This window comes from Rhodococcus sp. Leaf247 (assembly GCF_001426185.1).
GTDB lineage: Bacteria > Actinomycetota > Actinomycetes > Mycobacteriales > Mycobacteriaceae > Rhodococcoides.
Genome location: NZ_LMRP01000001.1, coordinates 467,959 through 489,784, shown reverse-complemented (window position 1 = coordinate 489,784; position 21,826 = coordinate 467,959). Strand labels below are relative to the sequence as shown.

The window sequence follows — 21,826 nt, the reverse complement described above, 5'->3', positions numbered from 1 at the left end:
TGCGATCGTGCCAGCATTCGAACCCACCGTGGTGGTAGCCGGAGTTCTCGTCGAGAACGGTCGGCTCCTCCTCGCACAACGCGCGTCGCCTCCCGAGCTCGCGGGCCTGTGGGAACTGCCCGGCGGCAAGGTGGAGCCGGGCGAGGCTCCCGAGGACGCACTCGTTCGTGAACTGCGCGAGGAACTGGGTATCGACGTCACGGTCGGCGAGGTGATCGGGTCGGATGTGCCGTTGCACGGCGGTCTCGTCCTCCGTGCCTACGCGGTGACCCGGTTCTCGGGGACGGCGACGGCGCTCGAACACGACGCCTTGCGCTGGGTCGACGGGGCGGATCTGCACACGGTCGATCTGGTGCCGGCGGACACGGCGTGGCTGCCGGATCTCGCGGCCCTGCTGTAGTCAGGCCGCGCGGGCCTTCTTCAGGCCCTTCTTCAGGTCCTTGCCGGTCACTCCGGCCTGCTCGAGTTTCTTCATCTTCATGATCACGACCGGGCAGGTCATACACCGGACCTTGCTCCGGCAGCACTTCTTCTTGGGCTTGCTGCGAGCAACCTTCGAGGCCGAGGACACCTGGTGAGGGTAGCCTGTGTGAGAAGCCCGCAGGCCTGCGTGACCGCCGTCACCCGGCCCGACCGAGTAAACTGATCCGGTCGCACTTCTCGTCAGCGACGCAGCGCGCTCTCTGGGAGAGGAAGCCGCTCGCTCTTCACCCCGCATTCGACCCAGGAGATTTCCGCGTGACCAGCCCCACCGAACTTCAGACCGTCCCCACCACCTTCCGCAACGTTGCCATCGTCGCGCACGTCGACCACGGCAAGACGACGCTCGTCGACGCGATGCTCCGCCAGTCCGGCGCCTTCGAGGAGCGCGCCGAGGCCATCGACCGCGTGATGGACTCGGGTGACCTGGAGAAGGAGAAGGGCATCACGATCCTGGCCAAGAACACGGCCGTGCACAAGCGCAACGCCGACGGCAGCATCACCGTCATCAACGTGATCGACACCCCCGGCCACGCCGACTTCGGTGGCGAGGTCGAGCGCGGCCTGTCCATGGTCGACGGTGTCGTGCTGCTCGTCGACGCCTCCGAGGGACCGCTGCCGCAGACGCGCTTCGTGCTGCGCAAGGCGCTCGCCGCGTCGCTCCCCGTCATCCTCGTGGTCAACAAGACCGACCGTCCCGACGCGCGCATCGAGGAGGTCGTCTCCGAGAGCCACGACCTGCTCCTCGACCTCGCGTCGGATCTCGACGACGAAGCATCCGAAGCTGCCGAGCTCGCACTCGACCTGCCGGTCCTGTACGCCTCGGGCCGCGAGGGCAAGGCGTCGACCAAGCAGCCGGAGAACGGCCACGCACCGGACGCCGAGAACCTCGACGAGCTCTTCGAGATCCTGCTCAGCTACATCCCGGCGCCCAAGGGCAACGTCGACGCGCCGCTGCAGGCACACGTCACCAACCTCGACGCGTCGGCCTTCCTGGGCCGTCTCGCCCTGGTCCGTATCCACAACGGTGAGCTGAACAAGGGCCAGACCGTGAGCTGGATGCGCGAGGTCGACGGAGAACCCGTCGTGCAGAAGACCAAGATCACGGAGCTGCTGAACACCATCGGTGTCGAGCGCGTCCCCGGCCAGAAGGGTGTCGCGGGCGACATCGTCGCCGTCGCGGGCTTCCCGGACATCATGATCGGCGACACCCTCGCCGACCTGGAGAACCCGGTCGCCCTGCCGCGCATCACCGTCGACCAGCCGGCCATCTCGGTCACCATCGGCACCAACACCAGCCCGCTCGTCGGACGCGTCAGCGGCCACAAGCTGACCTCCCGCATGGTCAAGGCGCGCCTGGATCAGGAGCTCATCGGCAACGTCTCGCTCAAGGTCCTCGACATCGGTCGCCCCGATGCGTGGGAGGTCCAGGGTCGTGGAGAGCTCGCGCTCGCCATCCTGGTCGAGCAGATGCGCCGCGAAGGCTTCGAGCTCACCGTCGGCAAGCCCCAGGTGGTCACCCGCCAGGTCGACGGCAAGCTGCACGAGCCCTTCGAAGAGCTGACCATCGACACTCCCGAGGAGTACCTCGGTGGCGTGACGCAGCTGCTCGCAGCGCGCAAGGGAAAGATGGTCCAGATGACGAACCACGGCGCAGGCTGGGTTCGCATGGAGTTCATCGTCCCCTCGCGCGGCCTCATCGGCTTCCGCACCGACTTCCTCACCGACACCCGCGGCACCGGCATCGCCAACGCCGTCTTCCACGGCTACGCACCGTGGGCCGGCGAGATCCGTGCGCGCCACACCGGCTCGCTCGTGTCCGACCGTCAGGGAAGCGTCACCCCGTTCGCCATGATCCAGCTGGCCGATCGCGGAACGTTCTTCGTCGAGCCCGGCGCCGACACCTACGAGGGCATGGTCGTGGGCATCAACCCGCGCCAGGAGGACCTCGACATCAACGTCACCCGCGAGAAGAAGCTGACCAACATGCGTCAGTCGTCCGCCGACGTGATGGAGACCCTGGCCAAGCCGAAGAAGCTCGACCTCGAGATGGCCATGGAGTTCTGTGCCGGCGACGAGTGCGTCGAGGTCACACCCGAGGTCGTCCGCGTGCGCAAGGTGCACCTCGACTCGAACGAGCGTGCGCGTGAGCGTTCGCGCAGCAAGTCGCGTGACAAGGCTGCTCTGTAATCATGTCGGTGGCGCGGGTAGGTGCGGCGCTCGCCGCTGCCCTGCTCGCGTTGTCGGCGTGCACGGCTGATCCGCCACCGCCGATCCAGAGCACCGAGACGGCGACGACGACCCCTCCGGCCGCGCCCGCAGCGACCGGAAATCCGGTCGTCGTCGCCATCGACGACGTCGGTACGGGATTCAACCCGCACCTGCTCGCCGACCAGTCGCCCGCCAACACGGCGGTGTCGACGCTGGTGTTACCCAGCCCGTTCCGTCCCGCGGCGGTCGGCACAGGCATCGAGTGGCTTCCCGACGCGTCGCTGCTCGTCTCCGCCGAGGTCACCTCGCAGGCGCCGTTCACGATCACCTACCGACTCCGCAACGAGTCGCAGTGGTCGGACGGTGCGCCCATCGCGGCCGAGGACTTCCGCTACCTGTGGCAGCAGATGATCGACCAACCCGGCGTGGTGGACCCCGCGGGATACGACGCCATCGCCGACGTGCAGTCCGCGGACGGCGGCAAGACGGTGAACGTCGTGATGGCCTCGCCGTACCCCGCCTGGCGGGAACTGTTCGAGAACCTGCTCCCGTCGCACCTGCTGAAGGACTCGCTCGGAGGCTTCGAGCGTGGACTGCGTGACAACGTGTCGGTCTCCGGAGGTCACTTCCGCATCGAGTCGATCGACCGGGGCCGCGACGAGATCCTACTCGAGCGCAACGACCGCTTCTGGGGCTCTCCCGCCACCCCCGACCAGATACTCCTCCGCCGCGGCGGAAGCGACGCCCAACTCGCCGACTCGATGCGATCCGGCGACGCCCAGATCGCGGAGGTCCGGGGCGGGACCGCGACCCTGGCCCAGTTGGGAGCCATCCCGAACGTCCGGACCGACACCAAGTTCCGTTCGCGCGCACTGGAACTGACGCTCAACGGTCGAGTCCCGGCGCTGGCGGACGTGAACGTCCGACGCGGCATCATGGGCCTTCTCGACGTCGATCTGCTGTCCACGGTGGCGTCGGGAACCAGTACCCCCGCCGACACCGTCCGCGCACAGATTCTCTCGCCGTCCCAGCCGGGTTACGTGCCCACCGCACCGTCCGCGGTGCCTCGCGACGAATCGCTGCGCCTGCTCGCCGACGCCGGCTACACCCCGGTTCCGCTCCCGCCGGCACTTGCGCCGACAAGTGCGGAGACGACGACTCCCACCACGACACCGGTGCCCGGCGCGTCCCGCACGATGACCATGGTCATCGGTGCACCGGAAAACGACGCCATCGCGGTGGCGGTGGCGAACACGGCCGCCGATCAGCTCCGGGATGCGGGCATCGACGCGACCGTCGCGCAGACGGACCCCGAGGAGTTGTACGGCACCGCGATGGTGAGCGGCGCCGTGGACGCGATAGTCGGATGGAGTCGAGTCGGCGTGGATCCGGGCACCGCCCTGGCCTCCCGGTTCGGCTGCGCGGCAGCTCAACTCGAAGGAACGGCGACGGCGGACGACGCCGACCCGGTGTCGACGGGCACGCTGTCCGGTCTGTGCGATCCGACTCTGGACCCGATCATCGAACAGAGCACGAGAGGTGAGATGAACCCGACCGACGCCGTCCTCGCGGTCCAAGGGCAACTGTGGGCTCTGAACGCCGTGCTGCCCATCGCGCAGGACAGGTCCGTCGTCGCCGTGGGGCCCGGTGTCTCCGGCGCGTCCCTGGCGGGACCGATCGATCTCGGTGTCTTCGGTGACGCCGACGCCTGGATGCGAGTGTCGCCGTGACCGAGGGTTCTCTCGATCTGCGAGGTCGTCGACTGCTGGTCGTCCACGCTCACCCCGACGACGAGTCGATCACGACGGGCGGCACCATCGCCCGCGCGGTGGCGGCCGGCGCGGATGTCACCGTCCTGACCTGCTCCCTGGGTGAGGAAGGTGAAGTGATCGGCGATACCTGGGCCGGCCTGGTGGCCGACAGGTCGGATCAACTGGGCGGCTACCGCATCCACGAGCTGACCGTCGCTCTACAGGCCCTCGGATGTCGGCCCCCGCGGTTTCTCGGCGGTGCCGGACGGTGGCGTGACTCCGGCATGGTCGGTACGCCTGCGGCGGGGCACCCGCGTGCCTTCGTCAACGCCGACGACGACGAGGCGGTCGGAGCCATGGTCGAGGTGATCCGCGACGTCCGTCCGCACGTCGTCGTCGCGTACGACCCCGAAGGGGGATACGGGCACCCCGACCACATGCAGGTCCACCGCCTTGCCGGACTCGCCGTCGAGGCCAGCGAGGATCCCGGTCAGTTCTCGGCATCCGGTCCGGCGTGGACCGTGCAGAAGATGTACTGGACCGTGACGGGCCACGCGCAACTCGTCGCGGGCCTGAACGATCTGGGCGATGTCCCGTCGGAGTGGCGTATGCCGACGGAGGGCGAGCTTCCCAGCGTGCCGGACGACACGGTCACCGCGTCAGTCGACGTGCGGTCCGTGCTCGAGCAGAAGCGAGAAGCGTTGCGAGCGCACGCAACTCAGGTGACGGTGTCCGCATCGGGGGCCGCCTACGCGTTGTCGAACGACATTGCGCAGCCCGTCCTGGAGGACGAGCAGTACATCCTGGTGCGTGGCCGGCCGGGGCCGACGGACACGTCGGGGCGCGAGAACGACCTGTTCGCGGGAATCGTGTGACGGCTCATCCACCGTGCCGGTCCGAAGCGGGCGCTGCGCCGGGTTATGCTGTGATGCGCGCCACCGGACGGGGTCGGACGTACCCGGTGGGACCGATTCGAAGGAGCTTCACCCATGAATTACGACCTGCAGAACGCCGTCGTGGCGTTCGTGGATTCCCTGCGGGGCACCGCCGACATCCAGCGTCAGATCTATCTCGACGTGGTCGGCGGCTTCGCGTCGACCGTCAGCAACTTCCTCACCTCCATCGGCTACCCGCCTCGCTGACATCGGTTCGGCCGGCGTCGTCACTGCCGGTGATCGCATGACGGGCCACGCCGGGGAGGGCGTGGTGTCCGGGATCAAGGCGTCCATCGTGGGCGCCTTGGTTCTGGACGGATTTCTCTGCGCGGTGACGGCTGTGCTGTTCCTCCCTCTCTATCTCGGACAGACGCCGTTCCCGGTGAGCGGCATCCTCGCCGGTGTGATCAACGTCGTTCTCGTCCGCGTGGCATTCTCCGTCTCTCGCAACGTCTCTCGGGCCGCGCTCCCGATCGCCGGCTTTTTCGCCGGCCTTCTTCTCGCGATGTTCGGCGGTCCGGGGGGAGACGTGTTGTTGCTGTCCGACTGGCGCACGTTGGTGTTGATAGCCGGTGGTGTCTTCCCGCCCGTCGTCCAGCTCTTTTCCCTCAGGTTCGCGCAGTTCGACCAGCTGGGTGCCGCGGCGCGTCAGCCCTGACGACGCCGGCTGCATCCGCGGCCTCGGCCAGCACCTGCTCGACCATCGCGGGCGTCAGTCGACCGGTGAACGTGTTCTGTTGGCTGACGTGGAAGCACCCGAACAGGTGGAGATCGGGAAGGTCCGCGGCCGGCGAGGTGAGCAGGACGTGTGCCCCGTGACCGAACTTCGGGCGAGGTCTCGGCAGCGCCCATCCCGCGCCCTCGAGCACGGGAAGCAGTGCCTGCCACCCGAAACCGCCGAGCACCATGATCGCTCGAACGGTCGGTGCGAGAATGTGCAACTCGGTCTCGAGCCACGGTCGGCACCGGTCCCGCTCTTCGGTGGTGGGCTTGTTGGCCGGGGGAGCGCAATGCACCGGCGACGTGATGCGCGTTCCGATCAGTTCGAGGCCGTCCCCGATGTGCGACGCGGTGGGCTGCGTGGCCAGCCCGACGGCGTGCATCGCCGCGTACAGCACGTCTCCGCTGCGGTCGCCGGTGAACATGCGCCCGGTCCTGTTGGCGCCGTGGGCCGCCGGTGCGAGGCCGACGACGAGCAGTCGGGCATCGGCGGGGCCGAAGCCGGGGACGGGTCGTCCCCAATAGGTCTCGTCGCGGAAGGCGGCACGCTTCTCGGTCGCGACCAGCTCGCGCCACGCGACCAACCGGGGACAGGCGCGGCACTCGGACACCTCCGCATCGAGCTCCGCGATGGTTCTCGGGGTCATCGCCGCGTGATCCAGATATCGCCGGAGCCGGGTTTCGCGGTCTCGATCACGGACGCACTCCAGTCGACGGGAACGTCGATCACGCGGTAGCTGCCCGTCCCGGCGGCGGTTGCTGCGATCACCGTCGCGACACCGGCGCGGCGTTGGAAGAAGGTCTCGCGCACACCCCATGCCACCACACCGTCGGTGTCCAACACGACGCGGCGTCGGTCCAGACTTCCGTGCTCGGTGATCAGCACACCGGGAGCGGCGAGATGCCCAAGCGCGCGGTATCTGTCGACGGCCAGCGCGCACGCTGCGACGGCGAGAAGGACGGCGACGACCCAGGCTGCGAATGGAACTTCCCTGCCCGTCGACCGGTACACGGCGAGAGCGAGCGCACCGAGCGCCACCGGTCCGAGGGCGCGCGTGAGCCGGCGTCGCAACGCGGCCGGTCCGTGGCTCTGCAGCGGGACCGCGGCGACGGCCCGACCGGGCAGACCGGACAGCACGGCGTTCATCGTCCCGAGAGCGTCTTTCAGCGGGGCGGGAGGCAGGAGGAGCGACGATTCCTTCTCCGACGCCGATACACCCGTCATGACCGCATCGAGCCGCGCACCTCGTGCCCACCGCAGAACCAGTGGCCGACGCAGAGACGCACCGCGGAGCCGGTCCCGGTCGAGGGTGGTGTGCCGAGTCGACAGCAGCCCGTGTCCGATACGCAGGTGCTCGCCGTCGTCGGTGACGGTGAGGTTGCCGTAGACGACGAGGTACCGCAGAACGGACACGATGCTCGACACCACCAGCAGTGCCAGCGCCGCCAGCACGAGTGCGACCACGACACCGAGTCGGAGGATCGCCTGATAGCTCTCGTTCACCGCGGACGACGAGGCGACGTCGCCCGCGAACCCGGATTGGAAGACGAGTCCGAAGCCGGCGCCCACGACGACGATTCCGGTTGCCGTGAACGGTGCGAAGCGGACCCAGCCGGTGCGGAAGTGGGCAATTTCACGTTCGGGGGAATGCGCCGTCAGCGCCACGTCGGGAGGCGCCGAATCGCCGCTCAGGAGTTCGGTGCGCAGGGCAGGCACCAGGTCGGACGCCAGTGCGTTCAACTCGAACGTGTCGGAGCGGTCGGACTTCTGCAGCCCGGTCCCCACCGTGAGGATGGAGAGGCCGAGAAGACGGTGCAGCGGTCCTGCCCGGACGTCCACGCTGCGTATCCGGCCGCGCGGGATGGACAGAACCGTCCTACGCAAGAGGCCCCGCCGCAGCTGGACATCGTCCGCTCCGACGCGGTAGCCCGTGGTGAACCACCGGAGCATCGCCGCCCCGACCGCCAGGGCGACCACGATCAGACCCCACACGTGGTTGCCGCTCTGCGAGCCGAGCACGAGCGAGATCGCCAGCACCGGAAGCAGACGCACGAGTTCGGTGATCGGGTGGATCAGGAGCATGCGCGAGTCGAGTCTGAGCCAGGGAAGCTCGTCGACGGGTACCTGTCGGTTCGGCCAGGGCGTCGTCACGTGGCGTCCCCGCGGGACCGTGCCGCGGCGCCGGTGATCGCAGCCACCGTTCGTTCTGCAGTCGCGAGATCCAATCCGACGATCTCCAACGCCCCGGCCGACGACGCCGTCGTCACGGTCACGGTGGCGAGGCCGAGTGCGCGATCGAACGGTCCCCGTTCGGTGTCCACCGTCTGGACGCGCGAGAGGGGCGCGATACGGCGTTCCTGGGTGAACCATCCCGTGCGGGTATGGACCGCCGTCTCGCTGAGCTCCCAGCGGTGCACGCGGTAACGCCACCGCGGCGCGACGACGACGTGCACGGCGGCGAGGACGGCCACCGCAATTCCCACCAGGACGACGGGCATCCAGGCGGGCCGGTCGACGGCCACGGCGAGGACGACGGCCCACACGATCACGGCGATCACGGCCGGCGCCCACATCGCCGCCGCCGTGACGGTCCAGAGCACCTTCGCCCGCGGATCGACGCTGTTCGCCGGATCGACGATGACGTAGTCGTTCGCTTCGGACACGTCGCATCACCCCTGCTGTGGCACACCTCCGGCCGGAGGGCGCATGATCGAGCGGTGACGATGTTGCCCGATCCGAGTCCGTCCGTGCGCGCCGACACCCCGGCGCCGAATCCCGACAGCCCCGCCCCGTCCGCGTCGGCGATGCGCCGCGCCCTGCGTCGCGCACGTGACGGCGTGGTGATCAGCGTCGACGAGGCCACCACGCTGCTCCACGCGCGGGGCGCCGACCTCGAGGATCTGTGCGCTTCCGCGGCGCGTGTCCGTGATGCAGGGCTGTTGGCCGAGAACCGGCCCGGGACTGTCACCTACTCCCGCAAGGTGTTCATTCCTCTGACCCGGCTGTGCCGGGACACGTGCCACTACTGCACGTTCGTCACGGTGCCCGGAAAGCTGCGCGCCGAGGGCCACGGAATGTTCCTCGAGGCGGACGAAGTGCTCGACATCGCTCGACGCGGTGCCGAACTGGGCTGCAAGGAAGCGTTGTTCACGCTCGGTGACCGCCCCGAGGCGCGGTGGCCGGAAGCCAAGGAGTGGCTCGACGCTCGCGGCTACGACTCGACGCTCGACTACCTGCGCGCGATGTCGATCCGCGTCCTCGAGGAAACAGGCCTGCTCCCGCACCTCAATCCCGGAGTCATGAACTGGGAGGAGATGTCTCGCCTCAAGCCGGTCGCGCCGTCGATGGGCATGATGCTCGAGACCACCTCTCGCCGACTGTTCGAGGAGAAGGGCCAGGCGCACTACGGCAGCCCCGACAAGGACCCCGAGGTGAGGCTGCGCGTGCTCACCGACGCCGGCCGATTGACCGTTCCGTTCACCACCGGAATCCTCGTCGGTATCGGCGAGACCCTGCGGGACCGAGCCGAGTCGATCATGGCTATCCGTAAGTCGCACAAAGCGTTCGGGCACGTCCAGGAAGTCATCGTGCAGAACTTCCTGGCCAAGGACGACACCGCGATGCGCAGTGCCCCGGACGCCGGTCTCGAGGAGTTCCGCGCGACCATCGCCGTCTCCCGGATCCTGCTGGGACCCGCCATGCGGATCCAGGCGCCGCCGAATCTGGTGTCCGCGCAGGAGTGCGCATCGCTTCTCGCCGCGGGCGTGGACGACTGGGGCGGGGTCTCACCGCTGACTCCCGACCACGTCAACCCCGAGCGTCCGTGGCCGAACCTGGACACGCTCGCGCAGATCAGTGCGGACGCCGGCTTCGTTCTCACCGAGCGCACCGCGGCGCAGCCCAAGTACGTACTCGCGGGTTCGCCGTGGATCGACCCTCGGATCTCCGCGCACGTGCGTGCTCTCGCCGACCCCGTCACCGGTCTCGCGGCCGCTGACACACTCCCGGTGGGACTGCCCTGGCAGGAACCCGACGAGGTGTGGGAGTCGACGGGACGCGTCGACCTGCACACCGGCATCGACACCGAGGGCCGGAACACCGAGACCCGCAGCGACATGGGCAGTGCGTTCGGCGACTGGGAATCCATCCGCGAGCAGGTGGCGCACCTGGCGACGCTCGACAGCGTCGACCGTGACGTCGTCGCCGCGCTGCGCTCGGCGGAGAAGGATCCCGGCAACTGCACCGACGAGGAGTACCTGGCGCTGGCGACGGCCGAGGGAGCGGCACTCGATGCCGTGACCGCCTTCGCCGACCAGTTGCGCAAGGACGTCAACGGCGACGACGTGACCTACGTCGTCAACCGGAACATCAACTTCACCAACATCTGCTACACCGGCTGCCGGTTCTGCGCCTTCGCGCAGCGCAAGGGAGATGCCGACGCGTTCTCGCTGTCCACCAGCGAGGTCGCCGACCGGGCGTGGGAAGCGCACGTCCTCGGCGCGACCGAGGTGTGCATGCAGGGCGGTATCGATCCCGAGCTGCCCGTCACCGGGTACGCCGACCTGGTGCGTGCGGTGAAGGCCCGCGTTCCGTCGATGCACGTCCACGCGTTCTCACCGATGGAGATCGTCAACGGGGCATCCCGAGGCGGTCAGTCGGTCCGGGACTGGCTGGTCGAACTGCGCGAGGCGGGCCTGGACACCATTCCCGGCACCGCGGCGGAGATCCTCGACGACGAGGTGCGCTGGGTGCTGACGAAGGGCAAGCTGCCGGCGCAGACCTGGATCGACGTCGTCACCACCGCCCACGAGGTGGGCCTGCGGTCGAGCTCGACGATGATGTACGGCCACGTCGACAACCCGTCGCACTGGGTCGGTCACCTCAACGTGCTCAAGCGCATCCAGGACCGCACGGGCGGCTTCACCGAGTTCGTCCCGCTCCCGTTCGTGCACCAGAGCTCGCCGCTGTACCTGGCCGGCGCATCCCGGCCCGGCCCGACGCAGCGCGACAACCGCGCCGTGCACGCACTGGGGCGGATCATGCTCCACGGACGTATCGACAACATCCAGACCAGCTGGGTCAAGCTGGGCATCACGGGAACACAGGTCATGCTGAACGGCGGCGCCAACGACCTGGGTGGCACGCTGATGGAGGAGACGATCTCGCGGATGGCGGGCTCGCAGCACGGATCGGAGAAGACCGTTCAAGAACTACACGCGATCGCCGAGGGCATCGGCCGACGCGCAGTCCAACGGACCACCGCATACACGGGCGACGAGGAGGCCGCATGAGCGCCGACCGGTTGGGTGACGACCGCGTCGCCGGAGCGCTGAAGGCTGCGGTCAGGGTCATCGTTCCCGTACTCGAACTGCTGGCCGACCGGGATCCGTTGGGCCTGAAGAAGCGCACCTTCCGCGACGGTTCCACCTCCACCGACTCCAAGGTCGACACTGCCCTGAACGCCGTGGCGTCGGTCTTCGACGCGGCGGACACACCCGGTACGAAGGCCTGGGAGTCGATGACCGTCGACCAGCGCGTCTCGTGGTGGGTCGGACGTGTCGGCGGCATCGGCACGGTGGCCGTCGCGTTCCCCGGCATCTTCGGAGTTCTCGCCCGGCGGTTGCCGCTGGGCGACGTTCTCGGCTTCGCCAATCAGGCGATCGTGCTGGTCGCCGTCGCCCGCGAGTACGGCGTCACCGACCGGGACGAGCAGGTCCGCCTGCTCGCCTCCGTGTTGTGCAACCGCGAACTCGCGAAGGGTGCCACCCACGGCGCTCCGGAACCCGACGTCGACGACGACGCGGTCACCGAGCCGTCGGGCCGGTTGACGCGGTCCCCGTTCGCTCTGCTGTCGACGTTGTGGTCGGTCACCAAGATCCTCAAGTCCGTCACAGACGAATTGGACAAGCGGCCCCACAGCCGTACCGTTTACCGGTGGCTCGGTAATCTGCCGGTGGTCGGAGCGGTCGCCGGCTACTTCGGTGAACGCGGTGCGCTGACCCGGGCTGCGAAGCTGGGGCGTCGGTGGATCGAGTCGAACAGCACGTCCGCGTCGAACGCGCCCTCCGGGCGTCGTGAAGCGCTCAGAGCTCGGAAAGGCTAAGGAGACAAGTCAGTGCCGTACACGATTGCTGAACCGTGCGTCGATGTCCTCGACAAGGCATGCATCGAAGAATGCCCCGTCGACTGCATCTACGAGGGTGGACGCATGCTCTACATCCAGCCCGACGAGTGCGTGGACTGCGGAGCCTGCGAACCGGTGTGCCCCGTCGAGGCGATCTTCTACGAGGACGACGTCCCCGAGCAGTGGGCCGGATACGTCAGCGCCAACGTCGACTTCTTCGACGAGCTGGGTTCGCCCGGCGGTGCCGCCAAGGTGGGCAAGACCGACTACGACCCGCCCTTCATCAAGGCGCTTCCGCCGATGGGCGAGAACTGAGCCGTGACCGACGCATCCGTCGTCGCCGTGCGTGAGCGGCGGTCGCGGGCGAGTCTGCTGCCGGAGTTCCCCTGGGACACTCTCGCGGATGTCACGGCGCTCGCTCGATCGCATCCCCATGGCCTGGTGAATCTGTCGGTGGGAACGCCGGTGGACCCGGTGGCCGACATCATCCGTGATGCTCTGGCGGCAGCGTCCGCCGAGCCCGGTTATCCGACGACGGTGGGCACTTCCGCTCTGCGGACTGCCGCCGTCACGGCTCTGGCGCGCCGATACGGCATCGGTGGCCTGGACGAGAGTTCGGTGCTGCCCGTCATCGGTACCAAGGAGGTCATCGCCTGGCTTCCGACGCTGCTCAACCTGGGCGCGGACGACCTGGTCGTCATCCCGGAACTGGCGTACCCGACCTACGAGGTGGGAGCGCTGCTCGCGGGGTGCCGGATCCTGCGCGCCGACGGGGTCAACCGCCTCGGACCCGAGCGCGCCTCGATGATCTTCGTCAATTCGCCGTCCAATCCCAGCGGTCGAGTCCTCGGCGCCGCGCACCTGCGCAAGGTCGTCGAGTGGGCACGTGAGCGCGACACCATCGTCGTGTCCGACGAGTGCTACCTCGGACTCACGTGGGAAGGCGCGGCTGTCTCGATCCTCGACGACGAGGTCTGCGGGGGAGACACGACGAATCTCCTCGCCGTGCATTCACTGTCGAAGACGTCGAACCTCGCCAGCTACCGGGCGGGGTTCGTGGCAGGTGATCCCGACCTGGTGGCCGAGCTTCTCGCGGTGCGCAAGCACGCGGGCATGATGGTTCCGTTGCCCGTCCAGGCGGCGATGACTGCTGCTCTGACCGACGACGAGCACGAGCGGGTTCAGCGGGATCGATACCGCGACCGCCGTACGGCTCTGGCGGCTGCCGTCACCGCTGCGGGTATGACCATCGACCACTCCGAAGCCGGTCTCTACCTGTGGGCAACCCGCGGCGAACCGTGCCGCGACACCGTGCGCTGGTTCGCCGAGCGCGGCATCCTCGTCGCCCCCGGCGAGTTCTACGGACCCGGCGGCGGTCGGCACGTACGGATCGCCCTGACCGCGACGGACGAGCGCATCGCTGCCGCCGTCGCGCGCCTCACGGTCTGACGTCGCGCCGGTGGGAGCACTCGACCGCGCACAGGAGGATCTGGCTCGTGGCGAGCCGTGGAATGCGCGCAAGCGACTGACCGCACTGCTCGACCAGGACCCGGCCTCGCAGCCTGCACTGGATCTACTCGGGTACGCCTGCCTCGCGATGGACGACCCGGTGGGCGCCGGCGCAGCGTGGTTCCTGACCGATCGGGACGACCAGGACCCGCTGGTGAGACACGCTCTCGATTCCTTCGTGGCTGCCTCCCCGGAGCCTGTCGTGCTCGCTCGTCGCCTTCCCATCAACGCCCCGACCCGTGCTTACCCGCCGCGCGTGCGGGAGAGACTGGCAGTGCTGGGCTCGCGGGTCCGTGCGAGCGGCCAGGAGTGGGAACCGCCCGGCGAGGTGCACTTCTTCGAACAGGAAGGCGTCGATGTCGAGGCTTTCGAGGAATGGACCGACGACGTCCCGCCGTCTCGGTCGGGCGTGAAGATGGTCGCCGCGGTGTTGGTCGTCGCGATGATCGGCACGGCCACGATCGCCACCGTCCTCACCGTCTTCTTCTGACACACGCGCACGGAGGTCCGTGACCGTGTCGGACGTCGGTGGTATTCCTGAAGCATGAAGGTTGGAACTACGTACGTCGGAACCACCGAGGTCGGATGCATCGAGTGCGTCGGCGCCCTCGACCACTGCCACGGCACACTGATCGTGCATTCGAGCAACGTCGTCGAGTGCACGGAGGACGGATGCGTTCAGCTGCATGCGGTGCGCCACGGGTTGGTGGTCGATTGCTCGGCGCTGGCCGGCGGATGCTCGTGTGACGACGTGATGGAGCATCTTCGGGCTTCGTGACGCGGACGGTAGTCGTGAGAGACTGGCGGTGTGCTGCTCCGGTCCCTGAACTCGTACGCCATCACGCACGGCGGTGACCTCGACGACGCGGTCACCGTCGGCGACACCGTCCTGAGCCGGAGCGATCTGCTCGGCGCTGCGACGTCCGTCGCGGAGCGCATCATGGGCGTCGATCGGGTGGCGGTCCTCGCCGAGCCGACTGCCCGGACCGTCGTCGCCGTCGTCGGCGCGCTGATCGCGGGTGTCGCGGTAGTCCCCGTGCCGCCGGATTCGGGGCCGACCGAGATCGACCACATCCTGTCCGACTCCGGCGCCAGGGGATGGTTGGGAGTCGCGCCCGACCACGACGGCGGACTCCCCGTCGTCCCGGTCCGCATGCATGCGAGGTCCTGGCACAGCTATGCGGAACCGTCGGACGACACGACAGGCCTGGTGCTCTACACCTCGGGAACCACCGGCCCACCCAAAGGCGTGCTCCTGAGCCGCGGCGCTCTCGCCGCCGGCATCGACGCTCTCGCCGAAGCCTGGGCGTGGACGGCGAACGACACTCTGGTGCACGGACTTCCGCTGTATCACGTCCATGGGCTCGTCCTGGGTGTCCTCGGTCCGCTCCGTATCGGCAGTCCCGTCGTGCACACGGTGAAGCCGACTCCGGAACGCTATGCCGCAGTGCGGGGGAGCATCTACTTCGGTGTTCCCACCGTGTGGTCGCGTATAGCGTCCGACGAGGTATCCGCCTCGGCGTTGTCCGGTGCGCGCCTGCTGATCTCGGGCAGTGCGCCGCTGCCGGTACCGGTGTTCGAGAAGATCGCCGCTCTCACCGGACTCGAGCCGATCGAGCGGTACGGCATGAGCGAAACCCTCATCACGCTGAGTACCCGCGCCGACGGTGAGCGGCGTCCCGGCTGGGTCGGAGTTCCGGTGCGCGGCATCGAGACTCGGCTGCGCGGCGAGAACGGGTCGGAGGTGCCGCGCGACGGCGAGTCGATCGGTTCGTTGGAGGTACGCGGCCGTTTCTTCGACGGATACTTGAACAAGCCGGACGCGACGGCTGCGTGCTGGACCGAGGACGGGTGGTTCCGCACCGGAGATGTCGCTGCCATCGGTGCCGACGGGTTCCATCGCATCGTGGGCAGGGAGTCGACGGACCTGATCAAGACGGGCGGCTACCGCGTCGGCGCAGGCGAGGTCGAGACGGCGATCCTCGGTGTGGACGGCGTGCGCGAGGTGGCCGTGGTCGGTCTTCCGGACGACGACCTCGGCCAGCGCATCGTGGCCTTCGTGGTCGGTGACGGCATATCGGAGTCGGCAGTGATCGATGCGGTGGCGCAACAGCTTTCGGTGCACAAGCGACCGCGCGAGGTGCGCGTGGTCGAGTCGTTGCCGCGGAACGGTATGGGGAAGGTTCGCAAGAATCTCCTGGAGTAGCGTCGAGTCATGACCACCTCCACACGCATCGTCCTGGCCTCACGTCCCACCGGCGCTCCCACCGCGGAGAACTTCCGGACCGAGACCGTGGATCTTCCCGACGTCGGCGACGGTCAAGTATCGCTGAAGACGCTGTATCTGTCCCTCGACCCGTACATGCGTGGCCGCATGAGCGACGCGGAATCGTACGCGGACCCCGTCGCGGTCGGTGACACCATGGTGGGCGCCACTGTGTCCGAGGTGACCGAATCACGCAGCGACGCAGTGTCGGTCGGCGATGTCGTACTCGGATACACCGGCTGGCAGTCGCACGCCGTCGTCGACGCCTCGTCCGTGCGAGTGCTGGATCCCGAGAAGGCGCCCGTGTCCACCGCGTTGGGCGTGCTGGGCATGCCGGGCTTCACCGCGTACTCCGGCATGACGAAGATCGGTCAGCCGAAGGCGGGGGAGACCGTGGTGGTCGCCGCGGCCAGTGGACCCGTCGGGTCGGCCGTGGGCCAGTTCGCCAAGATCAAGGGTGCGCGCGCCGTCGGTATCGCCGGTGGCCCGGAGAAGTGCGCCTATCTGATCGACGAGCTCGGATTCGACGCAGCCGTCGATCACCGGGCCGCGGACTTCAAGGATCAACTGAAGTCGGCGACGCCGGACGGTATCGACGTCTACTTCGAGAACGTGGGCGGTGCTGTCGCCAAGGCCGTGCTGCCGCGCCTCAACCTCTACGCCCGCATCCCGGTGTGCGGACTCATCGCGCAGTACAACGACACGCAGGCACCCGAGGGCCCGGACCGTCTGCCCGGGTTCTTCACCCGCGTGCTGACCAAGAGCCTCACCATCCGCGGATTCATCCAGAGCGAGTACGTGGGCGAGCTGTACAAGGACTTCCTGCGCGAGGTCGGCGGATGGGTCGAGGACGGCTCGTTCCGCTACCGCGAAGATGTCGTCGAGGGCTTGGAGAACGCGCCGGAGGCCTTCTTCGGCCTGCTCCAGGGTAAGAACTTCGGCAAGCTCGTCGTCAAGGTCGCCTGAGACCGAGCCCGCAGTGCGGTTAGAGTACAAGTGTGCACTCAACTGACGGTCGAAACGAAGTAGCCGGCGCCGCCGACGTCGTGGCCACGGCCATCGACATCCTGAGCGGTCCCGTCCAGGGCACGCATCGGGCCGTCAACAGCGTGGTGTTCGGCATCCTCGGTCCGCCGGCGGCTCCGGTGCGCGTGCTCAACGAGGGCATCTCCGACCTCGTCTACTCGATGGTTCGAGGTGGGGGAGCTGCGGCCGCCATGGCGGTCTCGGCCGGTTCGCGGCTTCTCCCTCCCGAGACGGTCTCGCATGCGGTCACGTCCAGCGCGGCCGGGTCGGTCATCGTCGGAGCCGTCAACGGGCTGCTCGGCGACCGTCTCGTCGCCGAGGGGAACGACCTCGCCGTCGAGCTCGGGCCGCACCACCAGCGCCGGGTGGTGGGGAACGACACCGCGATGCTGACGACCGCGTTCCCGCAGGCCACCGGGCACATCGCCGTACTGGTCCACGGTCTCGGTGAGACCGAGCAGGCGTGGTACTACCGCCTCGACGGGCGCGGGAGCTACGGCGAGGAACTGGCCGCGCAGGGGATCAGCGCAGTCTGCCTGCGGTACAACACCGGTACGGGAATCGTCGACAACGGTGCGGCACTCGCCGCACTGTTGGATCAGTTGATCACCGTATGGCCCGTGCCGGTGGAACGCATCGACCTGGTGGGCCACTCGATGGGCGGTCTCGTCGTGCGACGCGCGTGCGCGGTCGAGGCGAGCAAGGCCACGTGGCTACCTCTGGTGCGCACCGCGTGCTACCTGGGCACGCCCCACGAGGGCGCACCGCTGGCGGAAGGCGCCTACCGCCTGTCCCGACTCCTGCGGAAGGCGAAGCACACCGCGGCGTGGGCCGATCTGCTCGATGTCCGCAGCAAGGGTGTCGACGACCTACGGCTGGCCACCGACGTCGATATGGCTCCGGGCATCCGCCATGTCGCCGTGGCGGCGACACTCGCGGCCGACGACACCGCCTGGTGGGCGGACGCCGTCGGCGACGGACTCGTGACCCTGCGCAGCGCGCGGGGTCCGATGAGCGAGCTGCACACGCTTCCCGGAACCGGCCACCTCGCGTTGCTGTCCGACCCCCGCGTGCTCGACGTCCTGTCGGAGCTGATGTCCGACGCCACACCCGACGAGATCGACGAGGTGACCGAGCCGGACGTGTCGGTGAGCTGAGTCCGTTAGACCAGGCTCTCCTGCCACGCCGCATCGAGGTGGGCGAAGCGACCGTCGGCGGCGATGAGGTCGTCCGGGGTGCCGTCTTCGACGACGCGGCCGTCGGCCATGACGAGGACGCGGTCGGCGATGGCCACCGTGGAGAGTCGGTGCGCGATGATCAGCGCCGTCCGACCCTCGAGTACGGTCTCGAGAGCCCGCTGGACCAGCCGCTCACCGGGGATGTCGAGACTGGAGGTGGCCTCGTCGAGCACGATCACCGACGGTGCGGCGAGGAACACGCGGGCGAAGGCCACCAGTTGCCGTTGACCCGAGGACAGTCGGCCGCCGCGCTTGCGCACGTCGGTGTCGATGCCGTGCGGTAAGGCCTGCAGGAACGGCGTCAGGCCGACGGCGTCCGCCGCTGCCCGGACCTCGTCGTCCGTGGCCGACGGTCGCCCGAGTCGGATGTTGTCGGCGATCGATCCGGACAACAGGAACGACTCCTGGGTCACCATCACGACGGCGCGACGCAGATCGTCGTCGGCGAGGTCGCGCAGGTCGATGCCGTCGAGCCGGACGTGCCCCGACGTGGGGTCGTAGAACCGCGCCACCAACTTCGCGAGCGTGGACTTCCCGGCACCGGTGGCGCCGACCATGGCGACCACCTGACCGGCAGGCACGTGCAGGGAGAACGTCGGCAGAACGACGGATCCGGCTCCGTAGGCGAACGTGACGCCGTCGAAGTCGAGGTCGCCACGGGCCGAGTCGAGGGCGACCGGACGCAGAGGTGCGGGGACTGCAGGCTCTTCCTCCAGCACTCCCGAGATCTTCTCCAGCGCTGCGGCCGCGGACTGGTAGGCGTTGAACACCTGGGCCAGCTCGTCGAGCGGACCATAGAACCGTCGGAGATACAGCACGTATGCCGCGAGCACACCGATGTCGAGGTCGCCGCCGATGACCCGCCGGCTGCCCACGACGACGATGACGGCAAGGGTCGCGTTGCCGATCCATCGCACGATGCCGGTGTAGCTCGCCATGCCGCGCAGCGCACTGGTGGTCGAATCGCGATACTCGGTGTCCTCGGCGTGCAGGATGTCCGCGTTGCGACGCTCCCGGCGGAAGACCTGTACCGCGCGGATGCCCACCATGGACTCGACGAAATGGACCACGACGCGGGCGATGGACACCCTGGTGCGGCGATACGCCTGGCGTTGACGTCGCTGAGACCACCGAGTGACGAGTACCAGGGGAACGAATCCGGCCAGCACGACGAGAGCGAGCGGTACATCGAGGTAGATCAGGATGATCGCGATGGACACCATCGACAGGATCGCGGTCAGGGCGTCGTTCAGCGCACTCTCGAGCAAGGTCTGCAGCGACTCGACGTCACTGGTCAGCCGGGAGATCACCTTGCCGGACGTGTACTTCTCGTGGAACGAGAGCGACAGGGATTGGGTATGACGGAACACCCGGTCACGCAGATCGAAGAGTATGTCCTGACTCAACCGGCCGGACACCATCAGGAACGCGTATGTCGTTGCTGCGCCCAGACATCCGACCGTGACGTAGCCGACGATCGTCCAGGCCAACGGCGCCCACCGACCGTCGATCGCGGCGTCCACGCCCGTGTCGAGCGCATGCGCGATGAAGAGCGGACCCGCGACGAACGCGAGGTTGTCCAGGAAGATGATCGCCAGCGTGAGGGCGGTACGTCGCCGATGCGGGCGAAGGAGCGAGAACAGCAGTCGCCGTGAACGTTCCGCCAACACGAGGTTGCCGGCCCTGTCGACGTCGGAGTCCTCTCCGCCGACGCCCCTCCAGTCCGTGTCAGCCATGGTGTGCTCCCATCGCAGCGTCGGACCCCATGACCTCGCGGTAGGCGGCGGAGGTGGCCAGCAGGTCTTCGTGCGTTCCGGACTCGAGGACGGTGCCGTGGCCGATGTGCACCACGCGATCGGCCAACGCCGCCGTCGACGGTCGGTGCGCCACCAGCACGGTGGTGGAGTGCTGCAGCACCGACCGCAGGCGCCGTTGCACTGTCGACTCGGTGTCCACGTCGAGGGCCGAGAGGGGATCGTCGAGCACCAGCACGCGAGGTCGACCCATCACGGCTCGGGCGAGAGCCAGGCGTTGGCGCTGACCACCGGACAGGCTCAACCCCTGCTCACCGATGCGAGTGTCCAGCCCCCACGGCAAGGCGTCGACGAACTCCGACGCGTTCGCGATGTCGAGAGCTTCCGCGACGTCGGCATCGGTCGCGTCGGGACGACCGAGTGCCACGTTCTCGCGGACGCTCGCCGAGAACAGGATCGGCTCCTCGAAGGCGACGGACACGATCGAACGGAGGTCCGCCAGGCGCATCGACCGGATGTCGACGCCGTCGATCGTCACGGCACCGCCGTCGACGTCGAACAGTCGGGGGATCAACGTCGTGACCACGGATTTGCCTGTCCCGGTGTTGCCGACCACCGCAACGGTCTCACCGGGACGGACGTCGAAGCTGACGTCGTCGAGGAGTCGGTCCGGGGCGTCGGGGAAGCGGAACGCGACGTGTTCGAACTTGACGTGGCCGCGTACGGGACTCGGGAGGGCCACGGGCACAGCGGGATCGACGATCGATTCGGGAGTGTCCATGATCTCCCAGTACCGGTCGGCGGCGGTCCGGGAATTGTTCAGCTCCGCGAGGAGGAAGCCGAGGGACTCCACCGGCCAGGACAGGAAAGCCACGACCGCCATGGTCGCCACCAGGGTTCCGGCGGTCATGGTGCCGTTCACGATGGAGTAGGTGCCGTAGGCGAGCATGCCGCCGATGGCCAGCGGCGGAAGACCCACGATGACGGACCACAGCAGTGCGAGATAGCGCACCTTGGTCAGCTCGGTGGTGCGCAGCGTCGCAGCCTGTGTGAGGAAGCGGCGGCCCAGGTGGGCGCTGCGGCCGAAGGCCTTGAGCACACGGATGCCGTGGATGGATTCCTCGACGGTGGTGGTGACGTCGCCCGCCTGATCCTGGGCGTCGCGGGCGACGATGCGATACATCTCCTCGAAGCGGACGCACGCCAGCACGAGGGGGACGGCTACCACCAGCATGATGACGCCGAACTGCCACGCCTGCACCAGGAGAATCCCCAGCCCGGCGACGAGTGTGACGGCGTTGATGATGATGAAGGGGCCGACGAAGGCGACGAACCGGCGCAGCGCCGACAGGTCCGAGATGGCGCGGGAGAGCAGCTGGCCCGACTCCCAACTGTCGTGGGCGGTGACGGACACCCGCTGGAGCTTGTCGAAGACGTGGGCGCGCGCCGTGATCTCGAACTGGCTCGACGGTCCCGACACCAGGTAGCGGCGAATCCAGATCCCCACCGCGTCGACCGTGCCGAGCAGCAGCACCAGAGCGGCCGGCCACCAGATGCCCGACAGATCGCCGCGCGCTATCGGACCGTCGATGATGCGCTGGATCACGAGGGGAATGACCAGAGCCGCGAGCGTCGCGACAAGGGACACCACGACCGATCCGGCGAAATACCACCGGTACGGGTACAGAAATGGGGCGAAGCGGCGCAGTGACGAGGTGGTTCTCTCGTCGGTCACGTCCTTCGTCGTCGTCCGTTCCACCAGTCCGGTAGACACATCATCTCCTTCACCTACCCGACAACGGTCTCATCGA

At 68.2% G+C, this 21,826-nt stretch carries 20 protein-coding genes; 15 read left to right on the top strand and 5 right to left on the bottom strand.

The annotated features are described in order from the left end of the window. Positions 1–31: 31 nt before the first annotated feature. The 6 genes from ASG64_RS02225 (at position 32) to ASG64_RS02205 (ending at position 6,035) form a co-directional block, all read left to right on the top strand. The gene (locus ASG64_RS02225) at positions 32–400 is read left to right on the top strand and encodes a (deoxy)nucleoside triphosphate pyrophosphohydrolase (RefSeq protein WP_042576429.1); all 369 of its coding nucleotides are present in this window, start codon (positions 32–34) and stop codon (positions 398–400) included. Positions 401–738: 338 nt separating this feature from the next. Further along, on the top strand, positions 739–2,670 hold the full coding sequence (gene typA / locus ASG64_RS02220) for a translational GTPase TypA (protein ID WP_042576411.1): 1,932 nt from the start codon (positions 739–741) through the stop codon (positions 2,668–2,670). Between the two features lie 2 nt (positions 2,671–2,672). Further along, positions 2,673–4,421 carry an ABC transporter family substrate-binding protein gene (locus ASG64_RS02215; protein WP_056069599.1) on the top strand — a complete coding sequence of 583 codons (1,749 nt, stop codon included), beginning with the start codon at positions 2,673–2,675 and terminating at the stop codon, positions 4,419–4,421. A 17-nt stretch (positions 4,422–4,438) separates the two neighbouring features. Beyond that, positions 4,439–5,317: an N-acetyl-1-D-myo-inositol-2-amino-2-deoxy-alpha-D-glucopyranoside deacetylase gene (gene mshB, locus ASG64_RS02210; RefSeq protein ID WP_156388315.1), complete on the top strand. Its 879-nt coding sequence runs from the start codon at positions 4,439–4,441 to the stop codon at positions 5,315–5,317. 114 nt (positions 5,318–5,431) lie between these two features. Next, entirely contained in the window at positions 5,432–5,584 is a 153-nt protein-coding gene (locus ASG64_RS21835) for a hypothetical protein (protein WP_197074840.1), read from the top strand. Between the two features lie 37 nt (positions 5,585–5,621). After that, positions 5,622–6,035: a hypothetical protein gene (locus tag ASG64_RS02205; protein ID WP_042576408.1), complete on the top strand. Its 414-nt coding sequence runs from the start codon at positions 5,622–5,624 to the stop codon at positions 6,033–6,035. Here ASG64_RS02205 and ASG64_RS02200 read toward each other — a convergent pair. The 3 genes from ASG64_RS02200 to ASG64_RS02190 form a co-directional block, all read right to left on the bottom strand. Beyond that, complete coding sequence (locus ASG64_RS02200) at positions 5,986–6,744, bottom strand: uracil-DNA glycosylase (protein ID WP_056069593.1); 759 nt, start codon at positions 6,742–6,744, stop codon at positions 5,986–5,988. The two genes, ASG64_RS02205 and ASG64_RS02200, sit on opposite strands and share 50 nt — an antisense overlap. Then, on the bottom strand, positions 6,741–8,180 hold the full coding sequence (locus ASG64_RS02195) for a PH domain-containing protein (protein WP_082518294.1): 1,440 nt from the start codon (positions 8,178–8,180) through the stop codon (positions 6,741–6,743). Before ASG64_RS02195 ends, ASG64_RS02200 begins: the two co-directional genes overlap by 4 nt. 65 nt (positions 8,181–8,245) lie before the next feature. After that, positions 8,246–8,761, bottom strand: coding sequence for a PH domain-containing protein (locus tag ASG64_RS02190; RefSeq protein WP_056069586.1), 516 nt, complete (start codon positions 8,759–8,761; stop codon positions 8,246–8,248). A gap of 60 nt (positions 8,762–8,821) precedes the next feature. Here ASG64_RS02190 and ASG64_RS02185 point away from each other — a divergent pair, with 60 nt between their 5' ends. The 9 genes from ASG64_RS02185 to ASG64_RS02145 are packed head-to-tail and all read left to right on the top strand — an operon-like array spanning position 8,822 to position 18,180. After that, positions 8,822–11,389, top strand: coding sequence for a bifunctional FO biosynthesis protein CofGH (locus ASG64_RS02185; protein WP_056072486.1), 2,568 nt, complete (start codon positions 8,822–8,824; stop codon positions 11,387–11,389). Continuing rightward, entirely contained in the window at positions 11,386–12,201 is an 816-nt protein-coding gene (locus tag ASG64_RS02180; RefSeq protein ID WP_197074839.1) for a hypothetical protein, read from the top strand. The genes ASG64_RS02185 and ASG64_RS02180 overlap by 4 nt, the downstream gene beginning before the upstream one ends. A 12-nt stretch (positions 12,202–12,213) precedes the next feature. Then, complete coding sequence (fdxA, locus tag ASG64_RS02175; RefSeq protein WP_042576404.1) at positions 12,214–12,537, top strand: ferredoxin; 324 nt, start codon at positions 12,214–12,216, stop codon at positions 12,535–12,537. A 3-nt stretch (positions 12,538–12,540) separates the two neighbouring features. After that, on the top strand, positions 12,541–13,671 hold the full coding sequence (dapC, locus tag ASG64_RS02170) for a succinyldiaminopimelate transaminase (RefSeq protein WP_269430164.1): 1,131 nt from the start codon (positions 12,541–12,543) through the stop codon (positions 13,669–13,671). Between the two features lie 10 nt (positions 13,672–13,681). Next, positions 13,682–14,221: a DUF6584 family protein gene (locus tag ASG64_RS02165; RefSeq protein WP_056069583.1), complete on the top strand. Its 540-nt coding sequence runs from the start codon at positions 13,682–13,684 to the stop codon at positions 14,219–14,221. Positions 14,222–14,275: 54 nt separating this feature from the next. Then, a complete protein-coding gene (locus tag ASG64_RS02160) occupies positions 14,276–14,509 on the top strand; it encodes a hypothetical protein (RefSeq protein WP_042576402.1) in 234 nt (77 codons plus the stop codon). A 30-nt stretch (positions 14,510–14,539) separates the two neighbouring features. Next, positions 14,540–15,937 carry an acyl-CoA synthetase gene (locus ASG64_RS02155; protein ID WP_056069580.1) on the top strand — a complete coding sequence of 466 codons (1,398 nt, stop codon included), beginning with the start codon at positions 14,540–14,542 and terminating at the stop codon, positions 15,935–15,937. Positions 15,938–15,946: 9 nt separating this feature from the next. Beyond that, positions 15,947–16,963 (top strand): NADP-dependent oxidoreductase, encoded by a 1,017-nt coding sequence (locus ASG64_RS02150; protein WP_056069577.1) that lies wholly within the window; start codon positions 15,947–15,949, stop codon positions 16,961–16,963. A gap of 32 nt (positions 16,964–16,995) precedes the next feature. Next, positions 16,996–18,180, top strand: coding sequence for an esterase/lipase family protein (locus ASG64_RS02145; RefSeq protein ID WP_156388235.1), 1,185 nt, complete (start codon positions 16,996–16,998; stop codon positions 18,178–18,180). Positions 18,181–18,185: 5 nt separating this feature from the next. On the opposite strand, the gene ASG64_RS02140 is transcribed toward ASG64_RS02145, so the two are convergent. Further along, positions 18,186–19,997, bottom strand: a complete 1,812-nt coding sequence (locus ASG64_RS02140; RefSeq protein ID WP_056069571.1) for an ABC transporter ATP-binding protein — start codon at positions 19,995–19,997, stop codon at positions 18,186–18,188. Further along, positions 19,990–21,789 (bottom strand): ABC transporter ATP-binding protein, encoded by a 1,800-nt coding sequence (locus ASG64_RS02135; protein WP_056069568.1) that lies wholly within the window; start codon positions 21,787–21,789, stop codon positions 19,990–19,992. Before ASG64_RS02135 ends, ASG64_RS02140 begins: the two co-directional genes overlap by 8 nt. Positions 21,790–21,826: the final 37 nt, after the last annotated feature.